This is a genomic window from Dinghuibacter sp. (genome assembly GCF_035492835.1).
Taxonomy (GTDB): domain Bacteria; phylum Bacteroidota; class Bacteroidia; order Chitinophagales; family Chitinophagaceae; genus Dinghuibacter.
On sequence record NZ_DATJIY010000066.1, the window covers coordinates 26,995 to 41,855 of the forward strand.

Below are 14,861 nucleotides of genomic sequence, written 5' to 3' on the forward strand. Positions count from 1 at the left end.
ATTTATTTTTTTTCCGTCATAACCAGAGGCTTGCGGGTTAATTTGCGGCCGGGTCAAAATAACGGGGGCATTTGTCAATTCCGCTGTAGTTCATCCCGTTATGAGCCAGGATTTTTACACTATGAAAGGATTGTTCGCGTTGCTGCTCCTGGCGATCGGGTTTCGCGCCGGGGCACAGATAAACCTCGCCACGAGATTTTGTTCGATACATATCGACAAAAAGGGGTGGATCACCAGCCTCAGGAACACAACCGTTCATCCTGCGAGGGAGGTGATCGTGCAGGGGGAGCCATCGCCTTTGCTGTGTTTGTATAACAGTGACTCAGGGGATTACTTATATCCGGAGAGCGCGCAGTATGAAGCGCAGGACCACCTGTTGTCACTACACTTCGACAACGGAGCCGTCGCCAGGGTATTTGTCGAACAAAAGCACCGGCGGTATTTGAAATTTACGCTGCTGTCGCTCACGCCGCGGAATGGGATTAACGCTATCCAGTGGGGCCCTATCCATACCAGTATCACCAACCTCCTCGGGGAAATGCTCGGTGTCGCACGGGATACGAGCGCCACCGGTAACTACGCGGTGGGACTGTTGTCCCTGGATGACAACACCACCGGCGGCCCCGCCACGACGGCCGGCGATATCGCGCCCTTCGAATACCTGATCCATTCCCCGGACACGATGCGTTTTCCATTGCCGGCGGACCTGAAAGAGGGCCAGTACTATTCCATCGGTGGGAATGGGATCAGCGACGTCGCCTTTTATTCCCATCCCGAAGAATACTACCGGATCATGTATGGTAATGCGGCAGGCGTCGACGACAAAGGACGCATATCGGTCGTGCAGCACGCCCGGGACCGGCGCAAATCCAGCCAGATACTTTTCTCGCTGATGCCCAAAATGGAAGCTAACAAACCGGTTCACCAGGAGCTGGAGGCCATCCCCGGTTTGGACATTGTCGGCTCTTCGGTGGCCCTGTGGGCCTGTCCGGATTCCGTCGCCCTCATGACCGTCATCCGGGACGTCGCGGTCACCGAAGGGCTTCCTTTCCTGCAAAGGGATGGGAAATGGGTCAAGGACCCTGCCCGTTCTGCCATGGGGGTGACGTGGGAGGGAAGGACCTATGACAGCGCGGTAAGCTATACCCGCCAACTGGGATTCAAGACCATCGAAGGTTGGAGCCTGGGCGAATATTACCCAAACCGGGCCGATGGAGGACTCATCCCGGTGCGCATCCCGTTCTCTTCCGGTCCCCGTTCCATCGGTGAATTCACCCGGGAAGCCAATGCCGCCGGGATCGCCTTTGGGTTACATACGCTGCAGAACTTCCTGCAGCACCGGGTCAGCAGCGACGTAAGCCCCGTTCCCAATGACAGCCTGTGCTATTTGCAAAAAAGGGTTTTGGCCAGCGGCTTCGGACCTTCTGACACCGGTATTCGTGTGGATGATCCCCGTTATCTTGACGAAACAGCAGGCTGGGAAGGACATCCCGCGGATGCAAACATGGTCCGGATCGGGAAGGAGCTGATCCGCTACTCGGGCGTCGGCAACAATACATTATTGCATGTCCAAAGAGGCTATTGGGGTACCGCCGCGACGGCCCATACCGCGGGTGACACCGTGTACAAACTGGAGACTAACTGCTATCACGGTCTGGCCCCGGATATCTTCCTGCAGGATCGGTACGCCGACTATTATGCCCGGGTCTTCGCACGCAACGGCATGCGGTATATCGATTTCGATGGCGAGGAGGGTCTTTTCTACCAAGGTTTCGGAGAGTACTCCGCCAAACGGTTCTACCGTCGTCTTTTGACCGACACGAGAAAAGCCGGGATCGGTCTTCTCGAGGTGACCGGCGCCACGTTGTCCGGCGGAAGCTGGTTTTATCACACGGTGTGGAACGTGGGCGGCGGCGCAAACATGTACGATATCGACAAAAGGTCCTGGGGTATCGAAGGCAAGGACCTCCGAAACGTGAGCTGCGGCAACTACGGCGCTGCCACGTTCGGGGGGAACTTTGGATTGAGGCCGTCGTCGACGGTCCAGGAATATGAAAACGTCGAGGCAGTGTCAGTTGGCCTCGGAGTAACCTATGTCATGCCGCTATCGGAGGAGACGGTCGAGGCCTGCCAACAAAAGTACCCCATATTCAACGCCATCCATTCCTGGGAGTCCGCACGGATGGCCGGCGCCTTTCCCCATTGGCTACAACCCGAACTGGCGGATACCTCACGGTTCTTCCACCTCGAAGCCTCGGGGCTTAACAGGTGGCTATTGTACAACGTCAATCGGGACGGGTCGGGGAAACGGTTGCGTTGCGTGCTGAAGGGACACGATGGCTAAAATCCATACTTTAACTTTTCGGATGACTTGAAATGCGATAGCTTCGGAATCGATCATGCTGCGACTAAAGGGTACATACTATCTCCGGGTCCTGGGATGCGTTCTTTCGGTCGCAGGGCTGGCCCTTTTCTCGGCGCGGCTTTCCCCTGGATTATACCAATGTTACGGCATCCCGGTCGTTAAAGAGCAGGGCCGGATGGCCAGGGTCGACGAATGGGTGCCGCCGGCAAAACAGCCGGGGGGCCTCCTCCATCGTCGCGGACGCAGCCGCGTTTTACTGGACAAGCGGTATGACGTCCCGACGGACATCGGGCTGGCGGCTGCTGACGGCTATGGGGGCCTTCACATCGGAGATTGTCTTGTCAAGCGCCATTCTTTGGCTCAGGGTATACCTTGTCCTACTTCGTTGTTCGTTGCTTCACGGGGCCCCCCGGTAGTGATTTGACCACCGGTTACCGGTGGTGGATGTGGTAATCATAAGCAGGCAACGCGTTTAAACATAAGTAACATGGATCAGCAACATGTAGACATGCTGCGGCGGATCATTGCGGATCCCGGCGCCCATTGTCCCGTCTGTAAAGCCCCGCGGTATATTTCAGGTCGGGGCGAATTCGAGGTAACTATCCATTGCGCCTCCCCGGAGGCGAGGTATTGGGAATCACCTCCTGGTTCACTGGAAGAGAAAATCGCCAGGCGGCACTGGGATCTGTCGAGGAAAGAAATCTTTCTTATCACGGGAGATGCCGTTTATGCGGGCGATCCGTCGGTTTTATAAACCCTGAACCCCCCACCGCCCCTCCAAGCCGTGACCTTGGTCACCCCGCTCTCGTCTGTTCCGTCGACTACACGTCGCAGGCGCGGCAGGCAGTGCGTCAGCAGGTGCTCGCCGGACTCGATACCGATCCAGCGGCGGCCCAGTTTATGGGCGACGGCGGCGGTAGTGCCGGAGCCGAGGTAGCAATCGAGGACCCGGTCTCCGGGGGCGGTGGACATTTCGATACAGCGACGGAGGAGCTTTTCGGGTTTCTTGCCATTTTTGAAAATGACGTCGCCCTCGTAAGAGATGCCGTTGAACGGAATATCGGTCCAGAGGTTGGTGAGTGGCCGCGCGACGACTTCGGCGTTGTCGATGGTCTTGATCTTTGCGTTGAGGAAATACATCTGGCGGCCGCCTAAAACATAGACGTCGTCCAGCGGGGGGCGCGCCAGGCGCAGTACACCGGGAGCGTTTTTGGAGGCTTCGCGGAGCGCCACGATGGCTTTGCCGGCGAGGTTGCTGATCGCGGTCAGCTGGCAGACGCGGTGGGCGTTTCGGACGGCGAAGGCCCAGGTGTCGGCTTCGAAATCGAGTTTACCCCGGGCGGCTTTGGCGCTGCGGATGTCGCTATAGCCCAGGAGCCGGGCGTAGTGCCCGGCGAGGCTTTCGACGCGCCAGTTGGAATAGTCCTCCTCGATGTTGGCGACGATCTTATTGTACATGATGTCGTTGCCGGTGGGGACGTATTGGGTAAACCAGGCATAGCTCCGCCGGTCTTTGGCATACATCAATATATACTCGGTCTGGGCGTAGGGAGAGGGGTTGACGACCTTGTGGCCCGACGGATCGGACGTTTTTACCACGATCGTATTGAGAAAGTTGGCCCTTCCGAAGACGCCATCCATCATCACCCGGAGGTAGGCCATCTCCTTGTCGTCGATGTGCACGAAGATGACGCCGTCGGGCGACAGCAGGCCCCGCAGGAGGGGAAGCCGGGTGGCCATCTGGTCGAGCCAGACGTTATGTTCGATGTCGTCCTCGTAGTGTTCGAAGGAGGAGCCGGTATTGTAAGGGGGATCGATGTAGATGCACTTGATGTTGCCGGCGTAGTCACGGCCGAGGGCCTGCAGGGCCGGCAGATTGTCGCCGTGGATCAGCATGTTCTCTGTTGCGGGGTCGCCGTAGGTTTCTACGAGGGTCATGTCAATGGGAGATGGTGAGCGACGCCTCGAGGCTCCGCAAGGCGGCATTGCCGGCCGGGTCGGCGGGCAGCGTACCCCCACGGAGGCCCGGTAACAAAAACCGCCAGACGAGGTTGAGCTCATCCTGCATGTCCTGTGTCTTACAGGTGATGGCAAGCACGGCGTCCTGCTCCGGCATGACAATGATGTACTGACCCATGGCGCCATCGGCGCGGAAGGCGCCGTGGCGGCAATGCCAGAAGAGGTAACCATATCCCTGCTGCCAGTCGCTCGAGTCGCGGGGGGTAGACCAGGACCAGGAGGGACCGCGGTCGCTGTAGGAGGCGGTAGCTTCGGCGACCCAGGCGCCGGGGATGAGCTGGCGGTCCTTCCACCGGCCTTTTTGGAGATAGAGCTGGCCGAATTTGGCCATGTCTTCGGTTTTGAGCAGAAGGCCCCAGCCGCCGGTATTGATGTGCTGGGGGCTTTCGTCCCAGGTTTCACCGGTGATACCGAGCGGGTCGAACAGACGCGGGCGAAGATAGTCGATCACCTTTTCGCCGGTGACCTTTTGGACGATCGCGGAGAGGATATAGACACCGAGGGAATTGTAAAGAAAGGTGGTGCCGGGGGCATGGGGCAGGGGCAGGCGGAAGAAGGCCTTGGCCCAGTCGGAGTCGGGCCTGGTGACCGATGCGGTAGGGTCGGGGTCCTGGCCGACCTGCATGGTGAGCAGGTCTTTGACGGTCATCGCCGCGAGATCGGCGCTTACGTGTTCGGGCAGGTCGTTGGGAAAAAAGGAAATGACCTTATCGGAAACGCGCAGCTTGCCTTCGGTTACCGCAAGACCGATTGCGGTGGACGTAAAACTCTTACTGACGGAATAGAGGGCGTGGGGCACATCGGGTCCGTTGGGTTTCCACCAGCCTTCGGCCACGACCCGTCCGTGGCGGAGGAGCATGAAGCTGTGGAATTCGTTTTTGCTGTGGCCGGCGGCTTGTAAAAAGGTAAGGACGGCCTGGGAGGAGACACCCTGGCTCTCGGGCGTCGCCCGGGGCAGGGAGGTTTGGGCGGTAGCCGCGAAAAGCAGGAGGGTTATACCGGCGGTAGCAAGAACACGTTTCATATGCATAGGCTATGCCGCTAAGGTAGGAAGGATTTTGTCCGTATAAAGACGGATTTTTTATGCCAGCGGTCGATGGATGCCTACACGTCTTGGGTACGCTCTTTGCGGTGCGTACATTGCTATAAATCCCTATGGCATGATCCTAGACGTCCTCCGGAAAATCCATCCCCTGTCCGACGATCTGTCGGACTTTATCACCCGAAAGGTCCATTTTGAAAAGATCAGGAAAAAACACGTGTTGCTCCGCGCGGGAGAGGTGGCGCGATATATTTATTTCATACAAAAGGGATTGGTGCGTTGTTACTACATCAACGGCGGGGAGGAGATTTCAAGCCGGTTCATGCAGGAAAACCACGTGGTATCGCCGATCTGGAGTTTTTTCCAGCAGGTGGAAAGCTATGAATACGTCGTGGCCGTGGAGGACTGTGAATTGTACGGGATGTCCTACCTCGACCTCGAGGAATGCCGGAAACGGTTCCCGGAATTCAATTTTATCGCCTTCGAGCTGATGAAACGGAACTACCTCAAAAGTGAGGAGCGTTTGTTCATCATCCGAGGGCGGACGGCGGCGGAGCGGTATCGTCTTCTGCAGGAGCGCTGGCCGGAGCTATCGAACCGGGTTGCTAAGAAACACATCGCAAGTTATCTTGACCTTACGCCTTGGTCGTTGAGCCGTAAGGATACCTAAAAAGTTGCGTTTTCACATTGTTTTTGCGGGGTGGGTGATTTATTTTTTTGAAAAATCACTCCATATGGACATCGCAACGATGAAGCCGGGGCCGGCGCCCCGGGAGGCGGCGCCGTGGGCTGCAACGGAAGCCGGGGCCGGGACGACGGCGCAACGCAAGGCGAAAAATCGCGGCAAGCGCCGCGGCATCGACCTCAAGGGCCTCTTCGCGTCCTTTGATAAAATCCCCGACGCCGGCGCGTCTTACACCATCGAATTGTGCGCGACCCTGCCGGTAAAGGGCAATCCCGCCGCGTCGATGAATTTTTCGGGGGGCATGAAGGCGGGGCATTGTTTTATTCGTATCGAAAAGACGAATGAACGGGACTCGGTATTCGAGGCTTTCGGATTCTACCCGGCGGGACGATTGTCCCCACGGGACCCTCTCAAGGCGTATCCGTCCTGTATCCGGAACAACCGCCGGACGGTGGCGCACGCGTCCCTCAAAACGTCGATGTCGGCAACGGAATTCGAAAACGTAAGGGGAATGGCGCTGGAGAATGCGCAAAGCGACTATCGCCTGGCTGACTTCAATTGCGCGGACTTTGCGGTGGGGATTTTTACACTCGTCGAAAACATCGACCCGGTGCCGTATCCCGTGACCTGGTGCGGCATACCGATCGGTTATAACAGGTTACCGTCGCGGCGGCAGCTTGTCATTAAAAATACGCCGCATGGATTGTTCCAGGCGATCGGAAGACGTGAAGGAATAATCAGGATGGCCGCACGATCGTCTGCTTCGCCCGCTCCTCAAATCGCTTGAGGTATTCTTTCTGGTAGCGCATGGTGTCGATACGCGCTTTGATCTGCGCCTTGATCTTTTCGTCGAGGACACCGCTGTAGCGGTCGAGGATGGCCTGGAAAAGCTCGGTGGCCCGGACATAGTCTTCCACGCTTTCCGCGTGGAGCGCTTCATGGTACGCCCGGTCGAGACGGGTGTTCCTGCTCCGCACTACCCACACGGATCCGAGAACGACAAGCAGCAATAAAAAAAGGACTCCGGCTCCGATAATTTCCACCATACACAGTTCTTGATATAGTAAATTACCACCGCGGCGTCAAAGGAATAAAACTGTTTTTTTGTCATGTATAGCGAACTAAAAAATAGCAATTTGTTAAAACGCCGCGTGTGGGGATGGATTTCCACAGCCCGGTCACTTAAACGCCTTGCTGATTAGCCAGCGGCCGGGATCAGCCTTTTTTAAAATATTGTATTTCCCGCTCATGTTTTTTTGCGTCTTCCAGCGACCCGAAGGTACCGAGGTTGCGGCGCTTATTGGTTTTCGGGTCTTTCTTACGGGAGTAGATCCTGAACTCCCCGGATTTCAACTTGCGTATCATAGTCCCTCCGTTTCGGGAGTAAAATTCCAATGTTATGCCGGGAATTCGTAATTTCCTGTATGTTCACCTACAATCCGGAAAAATGACGATCGAACAATTTACAGAATCGACCAGGGAGGCCACTCCACCTACGGACCTGACGGAGCCGCTGAAGGCGCTGTGGTACGCCGGCAAGGGCGAATGGACACGGGCGCACGAAATCATCCAGGACGTAGAGACAAAGACGGCGTATCATATACATGCGTTCCTGCATCGCCAGGAGGGCGATATAAAGAACGCGGGGTATTGGTATCACCGCGCGGGCAAGGGCATCCCGGAAAAAACCATTTCCCAGGAGTGGAAAGACATTACCAAGTCGTTGCTATAACTGCTGCCCTCCGGAAACTTCAATGCGTTGGGCGTTGATCCAGCGGGCGTCATCGGTGCACAGGAAGGCGACCACGGAGCCTATATCCTCGGGCAGGCCGACGCGACCCAGCGCGGTGACGGAAGCGATCCGGGCGTTGACCTGGGCGTTGTCCCGTACCACGCCGCCGCCGAAATCGGTGGCAATGGCGCCGGGGGCCACGGTGTTCACACGAATTTTACGGGAGCCGAGCTCGACGGCCTGGTAGCGCGTCAGCACTTCTATTCCCCCCTTCATGCTGGCATAGGCGGAGTAACCGGGATAGGCAAACCGGGCCAGTCCGGTGGAGATGTTGACGATACCGCCGCCGTCCGCCATCAGGGGCAGCGCGTGCTGGGTTAGAAAGAAGGGACCCTTGAGCTGAATCCGGACGAGGTTGTCGAACTGTTCCTCGGTCGTCTCGGCGAAGGCCGCGTGGATGCCGATACCGGCGTTGTTGACGAGGAACTGGAAGGTGGACGTCTGCCAGGTGTCGCGGAGAGTGGCGGCGACCGACGCGAAAAAGGCGGCAAAGGTGGACGAATTACTAACGTCCAGTGGAAGCGCTACCGCTTTACAACCCAGCTGTTCGATAAGGCCGACCACTTCCTGCGCTTCCCCGGCCTGGGTACGATAAGTGAGTATCACATCCAATCCCTTGCGCGCCAGCGCGAGCGCCATATCCCTGCCCAACCCACGGCTGCCGCCGGTGACCAGGGCGATGTTGTTTTGTGCCATGTCTATAGAGGTTTTAGGACACAAAGGTACCTGGCGGACGCCTGGAAAAATGGTGACTGTTTCAGTTTAAATGGCGAGGGTCGCCGACTTCCGGCGGTCGGAAACGACCTGCTCGCGGAACTGCTTGGGCGTAACCCCCGCGAAGCGTTTGAAAAACTTGGTGAAGTTCGACGGATCGTAGGTGAGGGTATAAGCGACCTCGTTGATGGGGACGTTGCTTTCGGTCAGGAGTTGTTTGGCGATTTCCAGGATGCGGCTTTCGTAGAAATCGCAGGGGGTCCGGCCGGTGGCGTGTTTGATCGTATTGGTCAGGTGGGTGGGGTGGATGTGCAGTATGGCGGCAAAGTCGCGGATCTCGAACATGCGGCGTTCCCTGCCGGAAACGATGTCCGCAAGGTGTATATCCAGCTCCCGGTGAAAGGCCGCGGTGATCTCGTGCGGCCGGGGAAGCAATTTTTGGGTCGAGGGGGTCATAGGCTGGCTAAAGATACATAAATTTAGGGATGCCCTCCGCCTACCGTCTGCCTCCCGGATATAACCTGGCCCAAACCATTTTGTGGGCGCCCCGTTTTCTCCGGGACCCCATCCGGACGATTTCCCGGAACACACGGAAATTCGGTGGGACGTATTCCGCCCGACTACCTCAAAGGAGGCGGGTAATCGTAACCGAAGACCCGGGATTCGTACAATACATACTCAAGGATAATCACACCAACTACTATAAATCCGAACTGAGCGCGGACCGTGCGGCGTTTTTCTTTGGCAGGGGACTGTTGTTCAGTAACGGCGACCACTGGTTGCAGCAACGGCGGCTTATCCAACCCGGTTTTCACCGGGAGAAAATACGGAGCCTGTATGATATCCTCGTACGTACGACCGACGTCTTTCTTACGAGTCTCCCACGCGACGCGACCGTCGATATATACCCGCTGGCGCACCGGTTGAGCTTCGAGCTGCTCATTCATTCCCTGTTCGACCTGGAAATACAAAACGAAAAAAAAGAGGAGCTCCGACGCACGTTCACCGATGTCCAGGGCCTGCTGATGAGAGAGGTAAACCAGCCGTTCCAACGCGCGCTCTATCCCCTGACGGGTAAGGATCGCCGGATGTCTGATCGGATGCAGCGCATCAGGTTCGTCATCGAATCGATCATTAAGGACCGCCGTGATTCCGGCGGGGCCCACCATGACCTCCTCGACATGCTCCTGGCCGCGCGGTACGAGGACACCGGCGAACCCATGGCGGACGGGCAGTTGATTGACGAGATCATGATCCTGTTTTTCGCCGGACACGAGACGACGGCCAACGCCCTGTCCTGGCTGTGTTACCAGCTGGCGCCGCGGCGGGATATACAAGACCGGATCGGGAATCTCACCGGCGATATATACGAGAGCCCCCGGGATGAATACCTGGCGGCGGTCATCAATGAGGGCATGCGGGTGTTCCCGCCGGCCTGGATGACCGAACGCGTGGCGCTCACCGACGACGGTTATGGCGCCTTTACCTATCCCAAAGGCACGATCATCATTCCCTATTTTTATGGGGTACACCGGAACCCGGCCTTTTGGGACCGTCCGGACGCCTTTGAACCGGAGCGGTTTTTAGGAGAAAAGAAAAACAAGGCCTTCTTCCCCTTTGGCGGCGGACCGCGGCTTTGCATCGGGAACGGGTTCGCCATGGCCGAAATGGCCATCTTCCTACGTTTGTTTTTTGAAAAAAACAGACTCGAACCGACGGGCCAGACGCCGCAGCTGCGGCCATTGATTACATTGCGGCCATCCGAAGTAATCGTAAAATTATATGCGCGCTAGCTGTCTTACGGTGATATGCCTGATAACCTGTATAGGCCTGCGCGCGCAGGATACGCTCCGTATCATGTTTATCTACGGCTCCCGGCCGGCGAAGAAGTACGAGAAAACGGAGCCCAGGTGGTTCGGCGGTATCTATGGCGGCCACGTGGCCATGGAGATCGGGGATGACAGCGTGCTCAGCTTCCGGTCCACCGAATACCCCTGTCACTTTTTCCCGCACAAGCAGTACAGCTCGAAGTTCGAGATCAAAACGGTCTATGGGATGTGGCAGACCTTCCCGCCGCACCATTATGTGATAGCGGACCTGAAACGGGTGGTGTTCGCGATCCCCATCACCCCCGGCCAAAAACGGCGGATCGACAGCCTCGCCCGGCAATACCTTAAAAAAACACCCTACGACTATGCCACCATGGGGATGCGGTGCGCCTCGGCGACCTACGACGTGCTGGCCAGGGCGGGGCTGTACAGGGACTATGGCGGCGCCACCTGGTGGAAGATCCTTATCCCAAGGGACCTCCGCGCCCTCTTGTTCAGGACGGCCGGGAAGGACTGGCGCATCTACCGGTACGACGGTTCCAGGCGGCGGGTGTGGGAAGGGGATTCGTAGCGGATCCGTTAGTAGTACGTATAATATACGGTTGCCGGTCCGCTCGCCCCTGCCGGGGTGTCTTCCAAGGTCTTGCTGATCCGCCCCTGGCTGTCCAGCTGGTAGGTCAGCTTGATGTTCGTGGTCGTGTTCCCGATGGATTCGGGGAAGACCGCCAGCAGGTTGGCGTTCCCCTTGCCAAAAAGGGTGACCGAGGGCCCGGCGTTCAGGAAGGAGAGCGCGGCGCCGACGAGCGGGTCCGGGGGCAGCGGCTGCGTGGTGGTCGTCTGGTTGGTATAGGTAAGCGATATACTGGCCTGACTGGCGCTGTCGGTGACGAGGGTGACGTTGCCGCCGGAGATCGTAAAGGTTTCCGCTTCCTGTTCCGTGGTGGAGCCGTCGTCATTGACCTGGAATTGCTGCTGTTTGACGAGATAGCCGGAGCCGTTATAGAAATACTTATATATGTAAGAGCCTGAACCGGGTGGTAGGGTCACCGTCGCCCCGAATGGCGCCTGGTAGGCGCTGTCCGCATTACCGGAGGCATTCAGGAAGTATTTTGTCTCGAAGCCGCCCCCATCCGACGTCACGGTGTTGGTACCATAGGTATACGTAGTGACGGGGCCGGTCCCATTGTTTTGGGTGTACTGCGTACAGCGTCCCTGGGCGTCATAGACGAAGTTTTGATAGCCCGTGTCGTTCCGGCTGCCGATGGGCGTAATAAGGGTGATCTGCCTGATCCGGTCGGTGGACCCGCTGGGACCGCCGGGGTTGCCGCCGCTGCCGTTACCGCCGTTGTTATTGTTGTTGGTTTTGGAACAGGCGGTCAGCAACATGCCGGCGCAGCCGAGGACGACTAGTATCTTTTGCATCACGAGCAGTACGTTTATAGAAGAGTACCGCCACGGGGACGAAAATCTACCGGCCGGGAAAATTAAATTATTGCGTGGGGAGCTTATTCGATCAGGACAAAGCCCGCCCAATAATAGGGTGGGTAGCCCTTGGCGCGGAGCGCATTCTCGGCGTCCTGCAGCGCGGCCCCCGGATCCTTCCCGTCCAGCCACCCTGCGTAGAAGAGGGAGAGAAGCTCCGACGTCTGCCGCGCGGGCACCTGCCACAGGCTCACCAGCAGCAGGCGCACCCCCGCCAGCCGGAAGGCGCGTTGGAGCCCCAGCGTGCCTTCGTTCTCGGTGACGTCCCCCAAACCGGTTTCACAGGCGCTCAGGGTGACCAGCTGGACCCGGTGCAGGTCGATCTGTTCTATCTCGTACCCGGTCAGGATGCCGTCTTCCCGGTTGGTCCGGGGCACGCCCCGGAGCCAGTAAAAGTTGGCGCCCGCAAAGGCGATCCCGCAACGGAACAAGGGGTTTACGGTGGCGGCGATAAAGAGCCCGGGTTGGCTCGTATGCTCCGCATCCTTCCGGAAGGGGGTATAGAAGCCATGCGTCGAGACATGCAGGACGCCGCTACAGTCCGCGGCCTCCTGTTTGAAGCGCTCTTCGGTGGCCCGGGCGCCTTGTACGCTGGTGAAGGCGACGCCTTTTTTGGCAAAAACGGCTTGTAAGCCGGTGACCTCGCCGGCGCCCAGGCGCGACATACGGCCGGAACCCATATCCTTGCGCACGGCTTCGGCTTCCAGCGCCATAGCCTCGGAGGGCTCCTCCTGGCTATAGGCCGCCGAGTCGTAGTCGATGTTGCCCCAGACGCTGATCCGCTCTGGTGGACCGGGAGAGGTGCGGGACCGGTCGGCCAGATCGAGGTAGCGGTGGAGACGGTACCGGTGTACCAGGTAGTCGCGACCGGTAAAGATCGCCTGGAAAGAAATATTGTTCAGCAGGCCGGCGGGTGAATAGGACACGTCCGGCGTTCCCGCCAGCAAGGGGTCCAGCGGCCGCCACACCAAATCATAGAGGGTCCGGCCCTGGCGGTGGCGGCCGTCGTAGAGGACCTCCGTGAGCTGGTCCTCGTCCGGTACGCTCGTCAGGAGGCGATGCAACGTCTCTTCGTTGCAAAGACGCACGAATGTGGGGAGCGTGTCACCCGAGCGCAGCACGAAGGCGGCATAAACGACGCTGTCGCTTTGGCGACCGTGACACGGATGGAAGCCCAGGAATTCCACGGTGGCCGACCCGGGCGGCAGCACCGGCAACCCGCGATAACGGTTATCAAATGCGCCGGGGTGCGTGTTCAGCTTTTTCTCCCAGGCCTCGCCCGCGGCTTCCAGGCTGTCGAGCTGGAACTGGCGGTGGTTTAAAGGCAACCCGTACTGTTGGGAAAGTACCTGCCGGTTCGCCAGCCAGGCGTGGTAGACCGTATCGCCGGACCTCCTGGCCGCCGCAAGTACCGACTCTTCGCCATTCAGGACCAGGTTCTTCTGCTCCAGCTCCAGCAGGTAGGTATCCCTGAGTATCTTGCTCCGGTAGTGTCCCTGCGAGAGGCAGGTATACAAGAGGTCGAGCAATTGCTCCAGGCCTTGTTTGAACTTGACCTGCTCGGACTCCGACAGCCCGGCAGTGTTCCGGTGCAATTGGTCCAGCGTCATCCGGCTGAGCGCGACAAGGCTGTCGGTGCCCTCCTGGTAGCTCCCGCGTGCGACCAGGCTGGTGCACAAGCCAAACATATCCTGGCGGAAAAAATAGGAATACGTCAAACCCCGACGTCTCAGACCGGTCATGTCGATACGGAAAAGGGAATCGGCCTCCCCGTAGCGGCCGGCTTCATTATACAAGCTGCCCAATAAGGTATGCAGCTGGTCGAGGTTGTCCGGACGGACGCCCGCGGTATCGCCAATCCTGATGCCCTGTCGCATCAGTTCGATGGCCTCGTCCAGGCGGCCCTTCTTTTCGGCATAGATGGCCCTTTCCTGGGAGAGGTAGGTCATCCAGCGGCCCCTTGGCATCACCCTTATCAGGCTGTCCGCTGCCCTGCATTCCACCATCGCGCTGTCGTCCATGCCATTGACGAAGTAGGTGTCGGCCGCGTTCATCAGGATCGGTACGTAATCGTCCTTGACATAAAATCCGGCGTCCGGGTCACGGAGGTCGATGGTCTTCAACAACCGAAGCGACGCCCGCATGTTTGCCAGGGCCTTTTGCCCATTGCCTTCCTCGGCATATATCATCGCCTCATTGTTGTGAATGCTCAACTGGAGGTAGCGGCCAAAAGGAGAGGTCGGGAGCGTGTCCAGGATGGACATGGCCTTTTCGTTCAAGGCCAGCGCTTCGGTGTAGTTGCCGCGATCGCTGGCTATGCCGCCTACCGACAGCAGGTCCTGGGCATACTGGCCCATCATATTGAACCGCAGCAGGAGCGGCAGGGCTTTTTTCAGGTACAGCTCCCCGTCCGTTTGGTCCCCGTAAGACAGGTAGACGTGACCCATGCGCGAGACCGAAAGGGCGTATTGACCGCGGTTGCCGGGGTCGTTTGGCTTCGGGTCGAGGCGGCTATAGAGGTCGACCGCGCGCCGGAAGCGGTCCAGCGCGGATTCATGCCGCTCCAGGAGACGGTATAGCTCCCCTTCCAGGTAATAGGTGCCCGCGAGTTTCATACTATCGCCCCCGACGCCGCCATAAAAGGGCTCCATACGCTGTGCATAGGGGATCGCCCGGTCGAACCGGTTTTGGTTGATGAAGTGAAAACAGCTATCCATAAAGACTTTCATCTCCCGGAAACAGAGGGTATCGGACTGTCCCCGGCAGTCGGTGACGCCAAACAGTATGGTCAGAGGTAAGATCAACCAACGAAACATCGTCATCCAATGTATTAAGAATTCCGGCAAAAAATCCCCTAAGCTCCGGTAGATTTTTCCCGGATTTTGGGCACTTGTTTTTGATTATATTGCCCTGGCCGGTCGCATAGCGGCCTT

At 58.1% G+C, this 14,861-nt stretch carries 15 protein-coding genes; 7 read left to right on the plus strand and 8 right to left on the minus strand.

All coding sequences use genetic code 11. The features are described 5' to 3' along the window. Positions 1-121: 121 nt before the first annotated feature. Positions 122-2,344, plus strand: coding sequence for a hypothetical protein (locus tag VL547_RS06360; RefSeq protein ID WP_325576409.1), 2,223 nt, complete (start codon positions 122-124; stop codon positions 2,342-2,344). Positions 2,345-2,399: 55 nt separating this feature from the next. Beyond that, complete coding sequence (locus tag VL547_RS06365; RefSeq protein WP_325576411.1) at positions 2,400-2,789, plus strand: hypothetical protein; 390 nt, start codon at positions 2,400-2,402, stop codon at positions 2,787-2,789. 302 nt (positions 2,790-3,091) lie between these two features. Here VL547_RS06365 and VL547_RS06370 read toward each other — a convergent pair whose 3' ends face one another. Further along, positions 3,092-4,303 carry a site-specific DNA-methyltransferase gene (locus VL547_RS06370; RefSeq protein WP_325576413.1) on the minus strand — a complete coding sequence of 404 codons (1,212 nt, stop codon included), beginning with the start codon at positions 4,301-4,303 and terminating at the stop codon, positions 3,092-3,094. A 1-nt stretch (position 4,304) separates the two neighbouring features. Further along, a complete protein-coding gene (locus VL547_RS06375) occupies positions 4,305-5,408 on the minus strand; it encodes a serine hydrolase (RefSeq protein WP_325576415.1) in 1,104 nt (367 codons plus the stop codon). 136 nt (positions 5,409-5,544) lie between these two features. Between VL547_RS06375 and VL547_RS06380 the strand changes: the two genes are divergently transcribed. Beyond that, complete coding sequence (locus VL547_RS06380) at positions 5,545-6,096, plus strand: Crp/Fnr family transcriptional regulator (protein WP_325576417.1); 552 nt, start codon at positions 5,545-5,547, stop codon at positions 6,094-6,096. A 64-nt stretch (positions 6,097-6,160) separates the two neighbouring features. Then, positions 6,161-6,898 (plus strand): hypothetical protein, encoded by a 738-nt coding sequence (locus VL547_RS06385; RefSeq protein WP_325576419.1) that lies wholly within the window; start codon positions 6,161-6,163, stop codon positions 6,896-6,898. Here the strand turns inward: VL547_RS06385 and VL547_RS06390 are convergent. Further along, positions 6,849-7,157, minus strand: a complete 309-nt coding sequence (locus VL547_RS06390; RefSeq protein ID WP_325576421.1) for a hypothetical protein — start codon at positions 7,155-7,157, stop codon at positions 6,849-6,851. The genes VL547_RS06385 and VL547_RS06390 overlap by 50 nt on opposite strands. 169 nt (positions 7,158-7,326) lie before the next feature. Further along, on the minus strand, positions 7,327-7,476 hold the full coding sequence (locus VL547_RS06395) for a hypothetical protein (RefSeq protein ID WP_325576423.1): 150 nt from the start codon (positions 7,474-7,476) through the stop codon (positions 7,327-7,329). 82 nt (positions 7,477-7,558) lie between these two features. On the opposite strand from VL547_RS06395, the gene VL547_RS06400 reads away from it, so the two are divergent. Then, the gene (locus VL547_RS06400) at positions 7,559-7,843 is read left to right on the plus strand and encodes a hypothetical protein (RefSeq protein WP_325576425.1); all 285 of its coding nucleotides are present in this window, start codon (positions 7,559-7,561) and stop codon (positions 7,841-7,843) included. On the opposite strand, the gene VL547_RS06405 is transcribed toward VL547_RS06400, so the two are convergent. Both VL547_RS06405 and VL547_RS06410 read right to left on the minus strand, forming a co-directional pair. Further along, positions 7,838-8,599, minus strand: a complete 762-nt coding sequence (locus tag VL547_RS06405; RefSeq protein WP_325576427.1) for an SDR family NAD(P)-dependent oxidoreductase — start codon at positions 8,597-8,599, stop codon at positions 7,838-7,840. The genes VL547_RS06400 and VL547_RS06405 overlap by 6 nt on opposite strands. Before the next feature lie 66 nt (positions 8,600-8,665). Then, positions 8,666-9,073 carry a helix-turn-helix transcriptional regulator gene (locus tag VL547_RS06410; protein WP_325576429.1) on the minus strand — a complete coding sequence of 136 codons (408 nt, stop codon included), beginning with the start codon at positions 9,071-9,073 and terminating at the stop codon, positions 8,666-8,668. 29 nt (positions 9,074-9,102) lie between these two features. Here VL547_RS06410 and VL547_RS06415 point away from each other — a divergent pair, with 29 nt between their 5' ends. Then, positions 9,103-10,410, plus strand: coding sequence for a cytochrome P450 (locus VL547_RS06415; RefSeq protein ID WP_325576431.1), 1,308 nt, complete (start codon positions 9,103-9,105; stop codon positions 10,408-10,410). Beyond that, a complete protein-coding gene (locus VL547_RS06420; RefSeq protein ID WP_325576433.1) occupies positions 10,400-11,017 on the plus strand; it encodes a hypothetical protein in 618 nt (205 codons plus the stop codon). Before VL547_RS06415 ends, VL547_RS06420 begins: the two co-directional genes overlap by 11 nt. 8 nt (positions 11,018-11,025) lie before the next feature. Here the strand turns inward: VL547_RS06420 and VL547_RS06425 are convergent, their stop codons facing one another. Together VL547_RS06425 and VL547_RS06430 are read right to left on the minus strand one after the other, a co-directional pair. Then, positions 11,026-11,868: a hypothetical protein gene (locus VL547_RS06425; RefSeq protein WP_325576435.1), complete on the minus strand. Its 843-nt coding sequence runs from the start codon at positions 11,866-11,868 to the stop codon at positions 11,026-11,028. A gap of 83 nt (positions 11,869-11,951) precedes the next feature. Then, positions 11,952-14,744 (minus strand): CHAT domain-containing tetratricopeptide repeat protein, encoded by a 2,793-nt coding sequence (locus tag VL547_RS06430; protein ID WP_325576437.1) that lies wholly within the window; start codon positions 14,742-14,744, stop codon positions 11,952-11,954. Between the last annotated feature and the right edge of the window lie 117 nt (positions 14,745-14,861).

Excerpts from the sequence above, each read along its gene's own strand:
- VL547_RS06420 (WP_325576433.1), top strand. The coding sequence starts at position 10,400 with ATGCGCGCTAGCTGTCTTACGGTGATATGCCTGATAACCTGTATAGGC.
- VL547_RS06415 (WP_325576431.1), top strand. The coding sequence starts at position 9,103 with ATGCCCTCCGCCTACCGTCTGCCTCCCGGATATAACCTGGCCCAAACC.
- VL547_RS06395 (WP_325576423.1), bottom strand. The coding sequence starts at position 7,476 with ATGATACGCAAGTTGAAATCCGGGGAGTTCAGGATCTACTCCCGTAAG.
- VL547_RS06365 (WP_325576411.1), top strand. The coding sequence starts at position 2,400 with ATGCTGCGACTAAAGGGTACATACTATCTCCGGGTCCTGGGATGCGTT.
- VL547_RS06410 (WP_325576429.1), bottom strand. The coding sequence starts at position 9,073 with ATGACCCCCTCGACCCAAAAATTGCTTCCCCGGCCGCACGAGATCACC.
- VL547_RS06385 (WP_325576419.1), top strand. The coding sequence starts at position 6,161 with ATGGACATCGCAACGATGAAGCCGGGGCCGGCGCCCCGGGAGGCGGCG.
- VL547_RS06400 (WP_325576425.1), top strand. The coding sequence starts at position 7,559 with ATGACGATCGAACAATTTACAGAATCGACCAGGGAGGCCACTCCACCT.
- VL547_RS06425 (WP_325576435.1), bottom strand. The coding sequence starts at position 11,868 with ATGCAAAAGATACTAGTCGTCCTCGGCTGCGCCGGCATGTTGCTGACC.
- VL547_RS06380 (WP_325576417.1), top strand. The coding sequence starts at position 5,545 with ATGATCCTAGACGTCCTCCGGAAAATCCATCCCCTGTCCGACGATCTG.
- VL547_RS06370 (WP_325576413.1), bottom strand. The coding sequence starts at position 4,303 with ATGACCCTCGTAGAAACCTACGGCGACCCCGCAACAGAGAACATGCTG.
- VL547_RS06375 (WP_325576415.1), bottom strand. The coding sequence starts at position 5,408 with ATGAAACGTGTTCTTGCTACCGCCGGTATAACCCTCCTGCTTTTCGCG.
- VL547_RS06405 (WP_325576427.1), bottom strand. The coding sequence starts at position 8,599 with ATGGCACAAAACAACATCGCCCTGGTCACCGGCGGCAGCCGTGGGTTG.
- VL547_RS06430 (WP_325576437.1), bottom strand. The coding sequence starts at position 14,744 with ATGTTTCGTTGGTTGATCTTACCTCTGACCATACTGTTTGGCGTCACC.
- VL547_RS06390 (WP_325576421.1), bottom strand. The coding sequence starts at position 7,157 with ATGGTGGAAATTATCGGAGCCGGAGTCCTTTTTTTATTGCTGCTTGTC.
- VL547_RS06360 (WP_325576409.1), top strand. The coding sequence starts at position 122 with ATGAAAGGATTGTTCGCGTTGCTGCTCCTGGCGATCGGGTTTCGCGCC.